The sequence below is a fragment of the Paracnuella aquatica genome, assembly GCF_003332885.2.
In the GTDB taxonomy this organism is placed as follows: Bacteria; Bacteroidota; Bacteroidia; order Chitinophagales; family Chitinophagaceae; genus Flavisolibacter; species Flavisolibacter aquaticus.
In genome coordinates, this window is record NZ_QOWJ01000001.1 from 791,012 (window position 1) to 804,906 (window position 13,895).

Here is a 13,895-nt window from a genome sequence, read left to right on the forward strand (position 1 = left end):
CTGCATAGGTACACAGCACAACAGGCGTATATTATTTCTAAAATTCAGGTTACAATTTAAAGCCAAGAGTAAAACTCAACACGCGGTGCTTGTTGTTGTTATCCGCATTGTTGTTGGTGCCGGACTGCAGTTTTGCCAATCCATAACCATAATTGGCACTCAGCACCAGCGACTTTCCTTCCAATCCTACAGAAGTATTGAAACCATAATCAAAACGGCGCATTACGCCAAAGCCAGTGCCTTCTTCGTTGTTGAATGTGGTTGGATCATCATCAGAAAATTTGATCTCTGATTCAGCACTGCCGAAGGCTGTTTCCAATTTTCTTTTACCACCAACACCAATACCTAAGTAGGGACCAAAACCCGCGTTAAAGCTGCTGTTGGCGCCAATGGGAATTTTCAATACGGCAGTGGCTGGAATCTCGACGTACTTCGGGCTGGTGGTTGCTTTGTAATAATTAGCAGCGCCCTCATTGCCGCGTTCCACCTTAGCACCTTTACCCGTGTAAATAACACCGGGCTGCAAGTGCAGCATGCCCACCAGTGGAATGTCGCCTACAATACCAATTTGGTAAGATGCAAGCTGGTTGGATTTGGAAACATCACCGTCATCATTAACCGAAATATTTGCGAGGTTTAAACCGCCCCTGATCTGCGCTGTGGGGCGTTGGGCTTGTACGGATGTGAAGGTTAACAGCGCAGCTGCACACAAAACACTGATTCTTGTTTTCATATAAAGTAAGGTTTGCCATCCATAGACAAAGGAGGTGCCAGAAAGTAAAATGAGGCAGTAAAAAATAGTGGGGAATTTGGTTGGTAAAAAGCAAAAGCCGCATCCAGGATGCGGCTTTTAAATTTTTGAAACAACCATTGTACGGCTTCAGCCCGAATTGCTTTTGTTTAAACAATACCTCCTGGCCAGGATACCATGGTTCTTCTCCAGGAAGATTAACAGGCGCGGTAGGAATTGAATGTTGTGCTTTTCGATTGAAAACTAAAATAAATAAAAATATTATTACAGCATCGAAAGATAAAAAATGGTGGTCGTCATTTTGTTTAATGAAATCCAATTCGTAGGGCAAACTGTAGAGTCTTTTGAACATTCAATTGTTCTTGCTTCGATGTTTTGAAAAACAGATTGGCCATTTCTATTGCTCATAAATTGGGCGCTTGTATCGGTACCAACAAAAACCCCTCTCTCATCGACAAAGTCTTTAAGAAAGGGGTTGTATTGTTTACCCGTTGCCTGCTGTTGCAGCAAGCGCAGGGAAATGGTTGGATTAATAATCCATACCCATGCCACCAGGCATACCGGCAGGTGCGCCAGCAGCAGATTTAGGCTCGGGTTTGTCGGCAATTACACACTCAGTGGTGAGCAGCATACCGGCAATAGAAGCAGCATTTTCCAATGCAATGCGGCTAACTTTAGTAGGATCGATTACACCTGCAGCAATCAGGTTCTCATACTGCTCGGTGCGGGCATTGAAGCCATAATCGGCCTGGCCTTCGCGAACCTTGTTTACTACTACAGAACCTTCGATTCCGCAGTTCTCAACAATCTGGCGCAGCGGCTCTTCCAGCGAACGGCGAACGATCTGCACACCGGTTGCTTCATCGTTGTTGAGGGTATCGATGTTGCTCAGCGCGTCGATAGCACGAACATAAGCTACACCACCACCAGGAACGATGCCTTCTTCTACAGCAGCGCGGGTAGCGTGCAGGGCGTCGTCAACGCGGTCTTTTTTCTCTTTCATTTCTACTTCGGTAGCAGCACCAACATTCAGTACAGCTACACCGCCGCTCAACTTAGCCAAACGCTCTTGCAGTTTTTCGCGGTCGTAATCGGAAGTAGTGTTTTCGATCTGAGATTTGATCTGACCAATGCGGCTTTGGATGTCGGCTTTTTCGCCACGGCCACCAACTACAACAGTGTTGTCTTTGTTGATCACTACACGCTCAGCACGGCCGAGGTAAGTGAGGTCAGCGTTTTCCAGTTTGTAACCTTGCTCTTCGGAGATCACGATACCCTTGGTGAGGATAGCGATGTCCTGGAGCATCTCCTTGCGGCGGTCGCCAAATCCAGGAGCTTTAACAGCAGCCACTTTCAGGGTGCCACGCAGTTTGTTTACTACCAGTGTAGCCAGTGCTTCACCTTCCAGATCTTCGGAGATGATCAGGAGCGGTGCGCCTTGCTGGGCCACTTTCTCCAGGATGTGGAGAATGTCTTTCATGCTGGAAACCTTTTTATCATAGATCATGATGTAAGGGTTGTCCAGTTCGGCTTCCATTTTCTCGCTGTTGGTAACAAAATATGGAGAAATGTAACCGCGGTCAAACTGCATGCCTTCTACCACGTCAACAGTGGTTTCAATGCCTTTAGCTTCTTCGATGGTAATAACACCATCTTTAGAAACCTTTTCCATTGCTTCAGCAATCAGTTTACCAATCTCTTCGTCGTTGTTGGCAGAGATCGAAGCAACTTGCTGAATCTTCTGGTTGTCGTTACCAACTTCCTGAGATTGTGCACGCAGGTTTTCAACAACAGCACGAACGGCTTTGTCGATACCGCGTTTCAGGTCCATTGGGTTGGCACCGGCAGCTACGTTTTTCAGACCTTCGGTGATGATGGCCTGTGCCAGTACAGTTGCAGTGGTAGTACCATCACCTGCTACGTCAGCAGTTTTAGAAGCAACTTCTTTCACCATCTGGGCGCCCATGTTTTCAATGGCGTCTTCCAGTTCTACTTCTTTGGCCACGCTTACACCGTCTTTAGTAACGGAAGGAGCGCCAAATTTTTTCTCGATTACCACGTTGCGGCCTTTAGGTCCGAGGGTAACTTTCACAGCGTTGGCCAGAACGTCAACGCCACGCTTCATTTTATTGCGGGCATCAGTTTCGAAAAACAGTTGTTTTGCCATAACAGTTTAATTTGAAAATGCTTGGATTTGAAAATTTGAAATGAGTTGAAAATTGAAGCGGCTAACATGCATTAGCACATCTTCTAGTTTTCAAATGTTATACAATTGCCAGAATGTCGCTTTCACGCATGATAAGGTAGTCGGCTCCTTCGATGGAGATTTCAGTACCGGCATATTTGCCATACAATACAGTATCACCTTCTTTAACGGTTACCGGCTCGTCCTTTTTGCCAGGACCTGCAGCAATCACAACACCACGCTGGGGCTTTTCTTTAGCGGTGTCGGGAATGATGATGCCACCGGCGGTTTTCTCTTCAGCAGCAGCCGGCTTCACAATAACTCTGTCGTGCAGCGGGGTAACATTCAATTTGTTAGCCATACGTGTATGAATTTTTGGTTTAATGATTACGAATACCGTTTCGCCGGGCCTAAAACGCTATCGACGAACAGCGGGCAAAGGTAGGCGAATTGTGTGCCACCGCCGATGAAACGGAAAAAATTGCAGTTTTTGACAGGCCGCGCCGGGAAAGGGGTTGCCGGGCTGAAAAAAATTTCAGTCCGCCTGTCAAATTTGCATTCTCTTAAACCCAGCGGTAGGCGAAAATGGCAAAGGGGTGTTTACTGTTATGCGGGTGTGAAAGGTGAATGGGCAATGGTCAATAGTGATACAAACAATTACTGCTTCACGCAATTTGTGTAAGAAAAAACATTTACCCTTCATTATTGCCCATTCACCATTCACCATTCACCGCCACTCCGCCTACCTTTGCGCCCATGCAAGACTATGCGTTGAAATTTTCGCAGACACGCAAAGCGCACCGCGTGGCTGTGAGTGTGCTGTTTTTTTTACAGGGAATTTGTTTTGCATCCTGGGCCAGCCGCATTCCCAGCATCCAGCAGTCGCTACACCTCACCGATGCAGCATTGGGATTGGTGCTGTTTTCGCTTCCCGTCGGCTCCATGATTTCCTTGCCCTTTGCTGGCTGGATGGTTTCCAAACTAGGCAGCCGCACCATTGTTACCGCGGCGCTGGTTTTTTATGGCATTACGCTGTGCGGGCTGGGCATGGCCACTACCAAATGGCAACTCATTGGCGTGCTGGCGGTGTTTGGCATCGGCGGCAATCTTTCCAACATTTCGGTCAACACCCAGGCTGTTGGCGTTGAGGCCATCTACCAGCGGTCGGTGATGGCTTCGTTTCATGGCCTGTGGTCGCTGGCAGGTTTTACGGCAGCGGCAATCGGTTCGTACATGATCGGGCACAACGTTGCACCGTACCAGCATTTTGTGCTCATCCTTTCTTTTATGGTGCTGGCACTGGCACTCACTTTTCGGTTTACTTTAGAAGAAGACCTCCATACCGGCGCCACCGGCCAAAAGCTTTTTGTAAAACCCGACCGGCACCTGCTGAAGCTCGGGCTCATTACCTTTTGCTCCATGATTTGCGAAGGCGCCATGTTTGACTGGAGCGGCATTTATTTTCAAAAAGTGGTGCAGGCAAAGGCCGCCTGGGTGGGCGCCGGCTACACCGTTTTTATGTGCACCATGGCCACCGGCCGTTTTATAGCTGATTGGTTTTCGACAAAATTTGGATTGAAACGCACTTTGCAAGTAAGCGGTTTGCTCACTGCGCTGGGCCTTTCCATTGCGGTTGCTTTTCCAACAATGGCGCCTGCGCTGGCGGGCTTTTTCCTGGTAGGCTTTGGCGTTTCATCCATTGTGCCGCTGGTGTACAGCGCTGCGGGCCGCAGTAAAGTAATGTCGGCTGGCATGGCGCTGGCAACGGTTTCCTCCATTGGCTTTATAGGCTTTTTAATTGGCCCGCCGCTCATTGGCCTGCTGGCCGGTATGGCATCCTTGCGGCTTTCTTTTTCTTTGATTGCAGTAATGGGATTGGTGATTGCGGCACTGGCGGGCAAGATGGAACCGGCATGAGTTGAACTCCGAAGGCACGAAGGAAAGTAAGGAGCACGGAGTTGTTGCGGTTGGTTTAGCATTGTAAGAAATGCTGCTACACTATTTTTTAAACCAGCCTTTTGTTTACCGAAAAAGCGGCAACCGGGTTGTGGTGAAACAGTTGCTCCAACTGCTTTTCCGTAAAACCTGCTGTTTTCAATTTCGGAATTAGTTGCTGAAACAGGACGGTAAACGGCTGTTGTTTGCCGCCACCCTCCTTGCCTACTTCGTACCAACCCGCATCATGCGAAATAAGGATTTGCTGCATCAGTTTTTGTTGCTGCATCATTTTAATAATGGCCAAATATTCGTCCGCCGGTTGCCAGCCCAAACCGTCAAACGAAATCCAAGCTCCTTTTTTTGCCGCCTCGGTAAAGTAGGAATGGGTCTTTGCATTTTGCGCATGCACCCAAATAAAAGCGGCAGCAGCAACGCCTTCGGCCTGCACAATATCCAGTTGTTCCAGCGCTGCCTGCCCGCTGCCGGTATGCGATGCGATGGTGAGCCCGGTAGCTTTGTGTGTCAACGCTGCTGCCCGCACTATTTTCTTATTGACCTCGGTAAGCGGGTGCCCATCCACACTGATTTTTATAAACCCGGGTTTGATGCCTGTGCCCTCAATGCCTTCGTCAAATTCGCGGATCCACGATGCAGCCAGTTGTTCGGCCGTCTGCTCAAAAGCATAAGGTGGGATAAACATATTATTCCGGGCGCTGTACAAACCCGTGTTGGTGATAATGGGCAATCCCACGGTTTGCGACAGGCGCTGCAGTAACTGTACGTCGCGGCCCAGGTATTGTGGCGTGCAATCGAAAAAAGCAGTACAGCCGGCCTTTTTTGCGTCAATTAAAAGTGGCAGCATCACGGCCGCCACCGCTTCCCTGTCGTACCGGTCGCGGCTCACTTTGTCGGCACCAACAAAGTCTACCAATATATGTTCGTGTGGTAAAATGTAACCAAGGCCAGCAGTGTTCAGCGGGCCATTTACCGTCATAAACTGCCCATTTTTTGGCGCCGGCGCCCAGCGGGCAAAAGGCGTTGCCAATGCTACAAGTGCGGTTTGCTGCAAAAATTTTCGGCGGTGCATGGTATTGGTTTGTTGGTAAATTATTAAGCTGCGGGTAACCTGTTCAAATACAGGCCCGACTAAATTAACCATTTCTTGGCCTCCCTTTTTCCCCCCTTCTTTACTATCTTCGCCGGCTCAAAATAGCTCATTGCATATGATCAGCAGAAGAAATATCAGGGTAAAAGTGATGCAGACCTTATATACTATTGATACCCTGGAACAGGAAGTAAAACCAGGCGAACCGGTAAAGTTGCTGCAAAAACATTTCGACGAATCGCGGAGTTTGCTGATCTACATGATCGAGTTTTTGAACCAGGTATTGTCGTACGCCGAAACCGACGCCCACCACCGTGCTTCCAAGCATTTACCTACTGCACAGGATCTGAATGTAAATACGAAAATTGCCGGCAACGAACTGCTGTGGCGCATTAAAGAAGACACTTCATTTACCGCGGCCCGCGACAGCGAAAAGCTGGTGCACCGCATTGATAAAGACCTGGTGCGCCGCATTTATGTGCAGCTCACCGAGTCGGCCGAATACAAAGCGTACATCGCTTCGCCGGAACGCAAAAAAGACGAGGAACGAGCCATTGTACATTTTGTGTGGGAGCAACTCATCCTGCCGAACGAAGCGTTCCTGGGCCATATTGAAGAACTGTACATGAACTGGGATGATGATGGTGAAATGGCCATCCAACTGTTTCAAATGTACCTGGCCAAACCCGGCACTTTTGATTTCCGCACTCTTATTTCTGCCGATAAATGGAGTTTTGCAAAAGGCCTGTTGCAAGCGGTTTTGGAAAAGGCGGAACACCTTGAAACTTTTATCCATCCACGGCTGCAGAACTGGGATGCAGAGCGGATTGCCGTGCTTGACATGATCCTGATGAAGATGGGCGTTGCCGAATTTTTATATTTCGATACCATCCCGCCCAAGGTTACTATCAACGAATACATTGACCTGGCGAAAGAATACAGCACGGCCCAAAGCGGCCAGTTTGTGAACGGTATTTTGGATAACATTCATAAGGAGCTGGTGCAAACCGGCAAACTGCAGAAGACCGATTTCAGGAAAGCGTAGTCTGCAATTTGTGTGTTTGAAAAAATCCGAAAAGTTGGCAATCGAAATCCGAAACAGGATTGGCATTTTGACTTTTTTAATTGTTGAATTTTGACTGCACCAGAGTTGGATATTATCAAAAATTGAAAAGCCGGTTGCGGCACAAACAACCCACAGCACATCGGCATACGCATGTTTCCGCTATTCCTGTAATTTTGCACCGCAAACAAATGTTTATGAAAAAAGTTTTTGCTATACTTTTTGCAGCAGCTGCACTGGCGGCCTGCAATCAAAATGATGCGAACACCACTGCGGCCACGGAGCCAATGAGCGAAGTGAACGCCATTGCCGACACTGCATCGTACACGGCCATTCAGTGGATCGACTCCACCTACCAGGATTTGGGCAAAGTAAAAAAAGGCCAGGTGGTGGAAATTTCGTGGCGTTTTAAAAACGCCGGCGACAAACCGCTGGTGATCCAAAGTGTACGCCCCGGTTGCGGTTGCACCGTTGCCGAAAAACCCGAAGCGCCACTGGCTCCCGGTGAGGAAGGCGTGATCAAAGGAAAGTTTGACAGCAACAGCCAAAGCGAAGGCGAACACCGTAAAGCTATTTCGGTTGATGCCAACACCACCGGCACACCTTACCACCAACTCAACTTCCGCGTAGAAGTGGTAAAATAAAAGGCGGAAAACAAAACGCAATCAATAATGCTGATGCAGTTTTTGTTCTGCGTGTTAAGCTTTCACTTTTTTCAATTTCTTCAATTATTAATCACCTATAATGAACATGTATCTTTTACAAGCTGCGCCGGGTGGCGGCGGTTTCCAGTTTATTTTTCTTGGACTGATGATCGTGGTATTCTGGCTGTTTTTTATCCGTCCGCAGGCTAAAAAACAAAAGCAGCAGAAAACATTTATCGAAAGCCTGCAGAAAGGCGATCGCGTGGTAACCATTGCCGGCATTCATGGCGTGGTAAACCGCGTAAACGAAGACGGCACCCTGCAACTGGAGATCAACCCGGGCTCTTACCTGAAAATCGAAAAATCGGCTATTTCCCTCGAATGGAGCAACCAGCTGAACAAAGCTGCGTTGGCCACCGATAAGAAATAACCTCGAAATATTTTTGAATGAAATCCGAAGTCCAAAGCAGGTAGCTTTCTGGGTTTCGGATTTTTTATTTTGTACATTTTTTATTCATGGCATTAAAAGTTGGACTGACCGGCGGCATTGGTTCGGGTAAAACCACGGTGGCGAAGATATTCGAAGTGCTGGGTGTGCCGGTGTATTATGCCGATGCAGCATCGAAGCGGTTGTACCACACCGATGCCGAATTAAGGGAAAATCTAAAGCTGCATTTTGGCGCAGACATATATGTTGAAGAACAACTGGATCGCAAAAAGCTGGCAGCGATCGTGTTCTCCGATCCCACAAGATTGGAACTGCTGAACCGCTTAGTGCACCCGCCCACCATCCGCGATGCGGAACAATGGATGGCGCGGCAAACCGCACCTTATTTTATTAAAGAAGCCGCGCTACTTTTTGAAAGCGGCTCCGCCGCCGGAATCGATCTGGTGATTGGTGTAAGCAGCCCAAAGACGTTACGGATGAAGCGGGTGATGGACCGCGATGGCGTTAGCCGCGAAGAAGTGGCGGCGCGCATGGCGCGGCAGATCGAGGAAAGTATTAAAATGAAGTTGTGCGATTTTGTGTTGCAAAATGATGAACAGGCATTGCTTATTCCGCAGGTGTTGGAATTGCATGAAGTTTTGTTGCAGCGGGCGGCTGCAGTGCAATGGAAATAGCTTTTTTATAGAGGATTTTGCACAGCTGGTTTGACAGCAACATGCTATCAAGTAACATCTTTAAACCTTAGGGTTGTCATGCCGAACTTGTTTCGGCATCTCCTTCAATCTTCGAAGTTTCTGAATGTGCAGGGGATGCCGAAACAAGTTCGGCATGACATTTTCTCATTAACATGATTACACTTAGATAGCAAATCGCCGCATTCTTTTTTCGTCAGAAACTTTTTGAATAAATAAAACGAAACAGGCGGTCTTTTGGAGACCGCCTGTTCTTCTATGCAATTAAGAAAATTAGCTCACTTCATCGCTTAGTTCAATTTTTCCAATGCTTCCTTAATTCGGGTGAGGCCCTTTTCAATGTTGGGCATGCTGTTGGCAAAAGAAAGACGAATGCACTCGGGGTTGCCAAATGCAGAACCGGTAACGGTGGAAACATGCGCCGTGTTCAGCAGGTACATGCACAGGTCATCGGCATTGGCAATAACAGAACCGTCTGCCGCTTTTTTACCAAAAAACGCATCTACCCGCGGGAATGCGTAAAATGCGCCATCGGGCTCAGCCAGTTCCATACCTGCAATGCCCCGCAGCAGCTCTACCATGCGGGCACGACGGGCGGTAAATTGCTCGACCATTGCCACAGAAGCATCCAGCGGCGCAGTAAGCGCCGTGATGGTGGCACGCTGTGCTACCGAATTGGTGCCGCTGGTCATCTGGCCCTGGATTTTTTCGCAGGCCTTGGCTAAAGCTGCAGGTCCGGCAATATAACCGATACGCCAGCCGGTCATGGCAAAGCCTTTCGACAAACCATTTACAATCACAGTGCGGTCTTTCATGCCTTCCAGTGCAGCAATGCTTACCGGTTTTTCGCCATAAATAATGTACTCGTAAATCTCATCAGAGATCACCACAACCGAGGGATGTTTACGAAATACTTCGGCCAGCCCTTCCAGTTCTTCTTTAGCATATACGGCGCCGCTGGGGTTGCAGGGCGATGAGAACATGAACGCTTTTGTTTTCGGCGTAATGGCAGCCTCGAGCTGCTCCGGGGTAATTTTATATCCGCAAGCCAGGTCGGTTTTAATTTCCACCACCTTGCCTTGTGCCAATTGCACCAGCGCCGCGTAGGTAACCCAGTACGGTGTGGGGATAATTACTTCGTCACCTTGGTCTACTAAAGCCAAGATTACATTGGCCAGGCTTTGCTTAGCACCGGTTGAAACCACGATATTTTCGCAGGCATATTCCAGCCCGTTGTCGCGTTTCAGTTTGTGGCAAACGGCTTCCCGAACATCCACGTAGCCGGGCACCGGCGTGTAGTGGCTCCAGTTTTCATCAACGGCTTTTTTTGCAGCCTCCTTTATATGATCCGGAACGTCGAAATCGGGTTCGCCTAAGCTAAGGTCAATTACATCGTGGCCCTGGGCACGCAGTTCGCGTCCAAGTTTGGCCATTTTCAAGGTTTCCGGCTCGCTGAATCGTTGTAGCCGCGCTGCTAATACCATTGGAATTTCATTTTTAGAGTGCCCGCGAATTTAAGCACTTCCTACTTATTTTGAAATTTTTGCAGCAAATAGGTGCCCTATATTTTGTTTATTAAAAAACAGGCTGTGTTTGTTGAACAAATAATAAAAATGAAAGTGGCAGGTGATTATAGAAGACGACCCGAGTTAAGGAAATCGTTGGATTGTAGAGATCTGCCGAAAGATGGGTGTATTAGTAAGCAAACTCATGTTTGTAGCTGAGGCAAAATAGCCCCTGCCAAAATAAAACACCTGTAATTAAATGCCGATATGGGCAAACACTTTATTTCCTGTTAAATGCTTGTTTCACGGCACTTTCAGCCGTTTTTTAGGGTGCATAATTAGCGTATGAATATAGACCGAAAAGGCTATATTTGCCCCTCGTTTAAAATTCCGTGTATGCAATTAAAAGGCCTGGTCCGTTTTTTCACCATTTTATTAATCCTGTATTCTATTTACGAGCTATCGTTTACATGGGTAGTACGTAGCCACGAAAAGAAGATGGAAGCACAAGCCAACAGCTATGTTTCCACCAACTACCCCAATGCTGATGCCATCACTAAAGAACTGCAGTACAAGGATCGCCTGAAGCGCCTCCTGGACAGCACCAAAGATGAAACGGTTCATTACGGCATACAGGGAGCCATTTCTTACCAGCAGGCAAAGGAAAACGAGCTGAACCTCGGCCTCGACCTGCAAGGCGGTATCAACGTAACCATGGAGGTGGAGCTTTCGGGCCTGCTGCGCTCCATGAGCAACAACTCGAAAGATGCCAACTTTCTGAAAGCGCTGGATAACGCCAACAAGCGTAAAGCCAACTCCAACGCCGATTACGTAACGCTGTTTGTGGAGGAATACAAAAAGCTGGCGCCGAACAGTCGCCTTGCTTCCTTGTTTGCCAACACCAGCAACCCCGACATCAAGATCAATGACAGCGACGATAAGGTTGTTGGCGTGATCCGCGACGAAGCTTCGGAAGCATTTAACCGCACTTTCCGCGTATTGCGTACCCGGATTGACCAATTTGGCGTAGCACAACCCAACATTAACCCCGACCCGGCCCGCGGCATTATTACCGTAGAACTGCCCGGCGTTCAGGACCAGGAGCGTGTACGCAAATACCTGCAATCTTCGGCGAACCTGCAGTTCTGGGAAGTATATAATATTTCGGAACTCGGCCAATCCATTGGTCGCGCAGATGAGGCGTTTAACGTAATTATGGGTGGAGAAGCAGCGGCAGATACTACAAAACCCGCTGTTGACACCACCGCAACTACCGCCACTGCAACCCCTGATTCGGGTAATGCACGCCTTTCGGAAGAGCTGAGCAAAACCGGCACTACACCTGCTGCAAAAGCCACCACCGACAGCGCCAGCCGCAAAACCCTGTGGCAGTACATTTCTTTCATGGTAAACCCGCAAACCGGGCAGGCTGTTGATAATGGCCAGATTGGCCTGGTTGCGATCCGTGATACCTCTATTGTTCGCCAATACCTTACCAACCCTGCAGTAGCGGCTAATTTCCCGGCCGATATCCAGTGGGCATATGGTATTCCGGAAACACAGGAAAACAATAAGAAAGCAAACTTTGTTGCCCTTTATGGTTTGAAAACAAAAGGCATGGACAAAGCGCCGCTGGAAGGCGAGGCCGTAGTGGATGCCCGTTCGGATTTTAACCCCACCACAGGCCAGCCCGAGGTAACCATGAAAATGAACCCGGCAGGTGCCCGCACCTGGGCCAACATGACCCGCGCCAACAAAGGCAAATCCATCGCAATTGTCCTGGATAATATTGTTTACTCTGCTCCCCGTGTAAACGACGTGATCGAAGGCGGCAACTCTTCTATCTCGGGTTCATTTACCCCTGAAGAAGCTACCGACCTTTCGAACATTTTGAAAGCAGGTAAACTGCCGGCTCCCGCTAAAATTGTTCAGGAGCAGGTGGTAGGTCCTACCCTCGGCGCCGATGCGATCCAGGGTGGTGTGCTGGCTTTCGGCATTTCGTTCCTCGTGATCTTTATCCTGATGCTGGTATATTATAATACCAGCGGCTGGGTGGCTAACATAGCCCTGGTCCTGAACCTGCTGTTTACCATTGGCGTATTAACCGGTCTGGGCGCTACTTTGACTGCCCCTGGTATCGCCGGTTTGGTGCTGACCATTGGTATGGCGGTAGATACCAACGTACTGATTTACGAACGTATTAAAGAAGAACTGACGCGGGGCAAATCGTACCAGCAGGCCATCAACGACGGTTACCACCGTTCGCTGCCGCCGGTACTCGATGGTCACATTACTACCTTATTGACTGCCATCATCCTGTTTTCGTTTGGTCTGGGCCCGGTAAAAGGTTTTGCTACCACGCAGATCCTGGGTCTGTTGCTTTCCCTGTTCTGCGGTATTGCCGTTAGCCGTTGGATCAGCGACATTTTTACCAACAAAAAGCGCCACCTCGAATACTTCACTCCTATTTCACGCCGCATCTTCAAACATGCCAACTTCAAGTTTGTAGAAAAACGCAAGATCGCTTACATCATCTCCGTAGTGGTGCTGGTGCTGGGTATAGCTTCGATTTTCCACGGCTTTGACTATGGCGTGGAATTTAAAGGTGGCCGTTCGTTTATTGTAAAATTTGACCAGGCCGCCAACATCGAAGGCGTACGCAATGACCTGGAACAGGCATTTGGCGAAAGCCCGGTGATCAAAACCATCGGCGGTGCCAACCAGCTCGATATCACCACTGCTTACCGCATCGATGATAATGCTGATGGTGTAGACGAAGCAGTTGAAGCGAAGCTTTATGAAGGCCTGCGCAACCACGTAAAAGCACAAAACTTCCAGCAGTTCGACAACGACAACCTGCTGGGCCGCACCAAGGTATTGCCTACCATTTCAGATGACCTGGTAGCCGGTGCCAAATGGGCCACTTTCTGGTCGGTGCTGCTGATCTCGATTTACATTTTTGTGCGCTTCCGCGACTGGCGTTATTCGCTGGGTACCATCGTGGCCCTGCTGCACGACGTGTTGGTAACCCTCATCGTGTTCTCTTTTGCAAAGGACATCGTGCCGTTCCCGCTGGAAATTGACCAGCACTTTATTGCGGCCATCCTCACCATCATTGGTTTCTCGATGAACGATACCGTTGTAATCTTCGACCGGATTCGTGAATACAGCCGCCAAATGGTTGGTGCCAGCCGAGAGAACATCATCAACCGGGCCATCAACGATACCATGAGCCGCACCATCATGACGTCACTAACTGTGTTCCTCACCATCCTCATCCTGTTTTTGGTGGGCGGTGAAGTTACCCGCGGCTTTGCGTTTGCGATGCTGATTGGTGTGATCGTTGGTATTTACTCTTCCATCTTTGTTGCCGCACCTATCCTCGTTGACCTGGGTGGCAAAAAAATGTTGGGCGATGTAAAAGACCCTGCAGAGAAAGCACCGGCTCCTAAGCCTGCCGTTGCTAAGCACTAAACAAAAAAACCTTCAGGTTCACTATAAATGCCCCTGCACCAGCAGGGGCATTTTGTTTTTAAAAATTGAAAATTGGTGACTGCTGCAGGC

The 13,895-nt window shown here is 48.7% G+C and carries 12 protein-coding genes; 6 read left to right on the top strand and 6 right to left on the bottom strand.

Translation table 11 applies throughout. The annotated features are described in order from the left end of the window. Window positions 1-49: 49 nt before the first annotated feature. From DRJ53_RS03450 to DRJ53_RS03460, 4 genes are all read right to left on the bottom strand, one after another. Window positions 50-733 (bottom strand): outer membrane beta-barrel protein, encoded by a 684-nt coding sequence (locus tag DRJ53_RS03450; RefSeq protein WP_114234158.1) that lies wholly within the window; start codon window positions 731-733, stop codon window positions 50-52. 282 nt (window positions 734-1,015) lie between these two features. Next, a complete protein-coding gene (locus DRJ53_RS21080; RefSeq protein WP_123893339.1) occupies window positions 1,016-1,261 on the bottom strand; it encodes a hypothetical protein in 246 nt (81 codons plus the stop codon). Window positions 1,262-1,280: 19 nt separating this feature from the next. Beyond that, complete coding sequence (gene groL, locus DRJ53_RS03455; protein WP_114234159.1) at window positions 1,281-2,918, bottom strand: chaperonin GroEL; 1,638 nt, start codon at window positions 2,916-2,918, stop codon at window positions 1,281-1,283. Between the two features lie 97 nt (window positions 2,919-3,015). Beyond that, window positions 3,016-3,297: a co-chaperone GroES gene (locus DRJ53_RS03460; protein ID WP_073041249.1), complete on the bottom strand. Its 282-nt coding sequence runs from the start codon at window positions 3,295-3,297 to the stop codon at window positions 3,016-3,018. 395 nt (window positions 3,298-3,692) lie between these two features. Between DRJ53_RS03460 and DRJ53_RS03465 the strand changes: the two genes are divergently transcribed. Then, window positions 3,693-4,853, top strand: coding sequence for an MFS transporter (locus DRJ53_RS03465; RefSeq protein ID WP_114234160.1), 1,161 nt, complete (start codon window positions 3,693-3,695; stop codon window positions 4,851-4,853). Between the two features lie 88 nt (window positions 4,854-4,941). On the opposite strand, the gene DRJ53_RS03470 is transcribed toward DRJ53_RS03465, so the two are convergent. Beyond that, window positions 4,942-5,961 (bottom strand): phosphotriesterase family protein, encoded by a 1,020-nt coding sequence (locus DRJ53_RS03470; RefSeq protein WP_206609711.1) that lies wholly within the window; start codon window positions 5,959-5,961, stop codon window positions 4,942-4,944. Window positions 5,962-6,097: 136 nt separating this feature from the next. On the opposite strand from DRJ53_RS03470, the gene nusB reads away from it, so the two are divergent. The 4 genes from nusB to coaE all read left to right on the top strand — a co-directional run bounded on the left by nusB (window position 6,098) and on the right by coaE (window position 8,808). Further along, entirely contained in the window at window positions 6,098-7,024 is a 927-nt protein-coding gene (gene nusB / locus DRJ53_RS03475; RefSeq protein ID WP_114234161.1) for a transcription antitermination factor NusB, read from the top strand. A gap of 215 nt (window positions 7,025-7,239) precedes the next feature. Continuing rightward, on the top strand, window positions 7,240-7,686 hold the full coding sequence (locus tag DRJ53_RS03480) for a DUF1573 domain-containing protein (RefSeq protein ID WP_114234441.1): 447 nt from the start codon (window positions 7,240-7,242) through the stop codon (window positions 7,684-7,686). A gap of 100 nt (window positions 7,687-7,786) precedes the next feature. After that, window positions 7,787-8,116: a preprotein translocase subunit YajC gene (gene yajC / locus DRJ53_RS03485; protein WP_114234162.1), complete on the top strand. Its 330-nt coding sequence runs from the start codon at window positions 7,787-7,789 to the stop codon at window positions 8,114-8,116. 86 nt (window positions 8,117-8,202) lie between these two features. Continuing rightward, entirely contained in the window at window positions 8,203-8,808 is a 606-nt protein-coding gene (gene coaE / locus DRJ53_RS03490) for a dephospho-CoA kinase (protein ID WP_114234163.1), read from the top strand. Window positions 8,809-9,116: 308 nt separating this feature from the next. Here the strand turns inward: coaE and DRJ53_RS03495 are convergent, their stop codons facing one another. Further along, window positions 9,117-10,259: a pyridoxal phosphate-dependent aminotransferase gene (locus DRJ53_RS03495; RefSeq protein WP_277749253.1), complete on the bottom strand. Its 1,143-nt coding sequence runs from the start codon at window positions 10,257-10,259 to the stop codon at window positions 9,117-9,119. 468 nt (window positions 10,260-10,727) lie between these two features. Between DRJ53_RS03495 and secDF the strand changes: the two genes are divergently transcribed. Beyond that, a complete protein-coding gene (gene secDF / locus DRJ53_RS03500) occupies window positions 10,728-13,805 on the top strand; it encodes a protein translocase subunit SecDF (protein WP_114234165.1) in 3,078 nt (1,025 codons plus the stop codon). Window positions 13,806-13,895 lie beyond the last annotated feature (90 nt).

What these genes read in the sequence shown, in the direction of transcription:
- DRJ53_RS03450 (WP_114234158.1), bottom strand. Translation starts at nt 733, where the DNA reads ATGAAAACAAGAATCAGTGTTTTGTGTGCAGCTGCGCTGTTAACCTTC.
- groL (WP_114234159.1), bottom strand. Translation starts at nt 2,918, where the DNA reads ATGGCAAAACAACTGTTTTTCGAAACTGATGCCCGCAATAAAATGAAG.
- DRJ53_RS03460 (WP_073041249.1), bottom strand. Translation starts at nt 3,297, where the DNA reads ATGGCTAACAAATTGAATGTTACCCCGCTGCACGACAGAGTTATTGTG.
- DRJ53_RS03465 (WP_114234160.1), top strand. Translation starts at nt 3,693, where the DNA reads ATGCAAGACTATGCGTTGAAATTTTCGCAGACACGCAAAGCGCACCGC.
- DRJ53_RS03470 (WP_206609711.1), bottom strand. Translation starts at nt 5,961, where the DNA reads ATGCACCGCCGAAAATTTTTGCAGCAAACCGCACTTGTAGCATTGGCA.
- nusB (WP_114234161.1), top strand. Translation starts at nt 6,098, where the DNA reads ATGATCAGCAGAAGAAATATCAGGGTAAAAGTGATGCAGACCTTATAT.
- DRJ53_RS03480 (WP_114234441.1), top strand. Translation starts at nt 7,240, where the DNA reads ATGAAAAAAGTTTTTGCTATACTTTTTGCAGCAGCTGCACTGGCGGCC.
- yajC (WP_114234162.1), top strand. Translation starts at nt 7,787, where the DNA reads ATGAACATGTATCTTTTACAAGCTGCGCCGGGTGGCGGCGGTTTCCAG.
- coaE (WP_114234163.1), top strand. Translation starts at nt 8,203, where the DNA reads ATGGCATTAAAAGTTGGACTGACCGGCGGCATTGGTTCGGGTAAAACC.
- DRJ53_RS03495 (WP_277749253.1), bottom strand. Translation starts at nt 10,259, where the DNA reads ATGGCCAAACTTGGACGCGAACTGCGTGCCCAGGGCCACGATGTAATT.
- secDF (WP_114234165.1), top strand. Translation starts at nt 10,728, where the DNA reads ATGCAATTAAAAGGCCTGGTCCGTTTTTTCACCATTTTATTAATCCTG.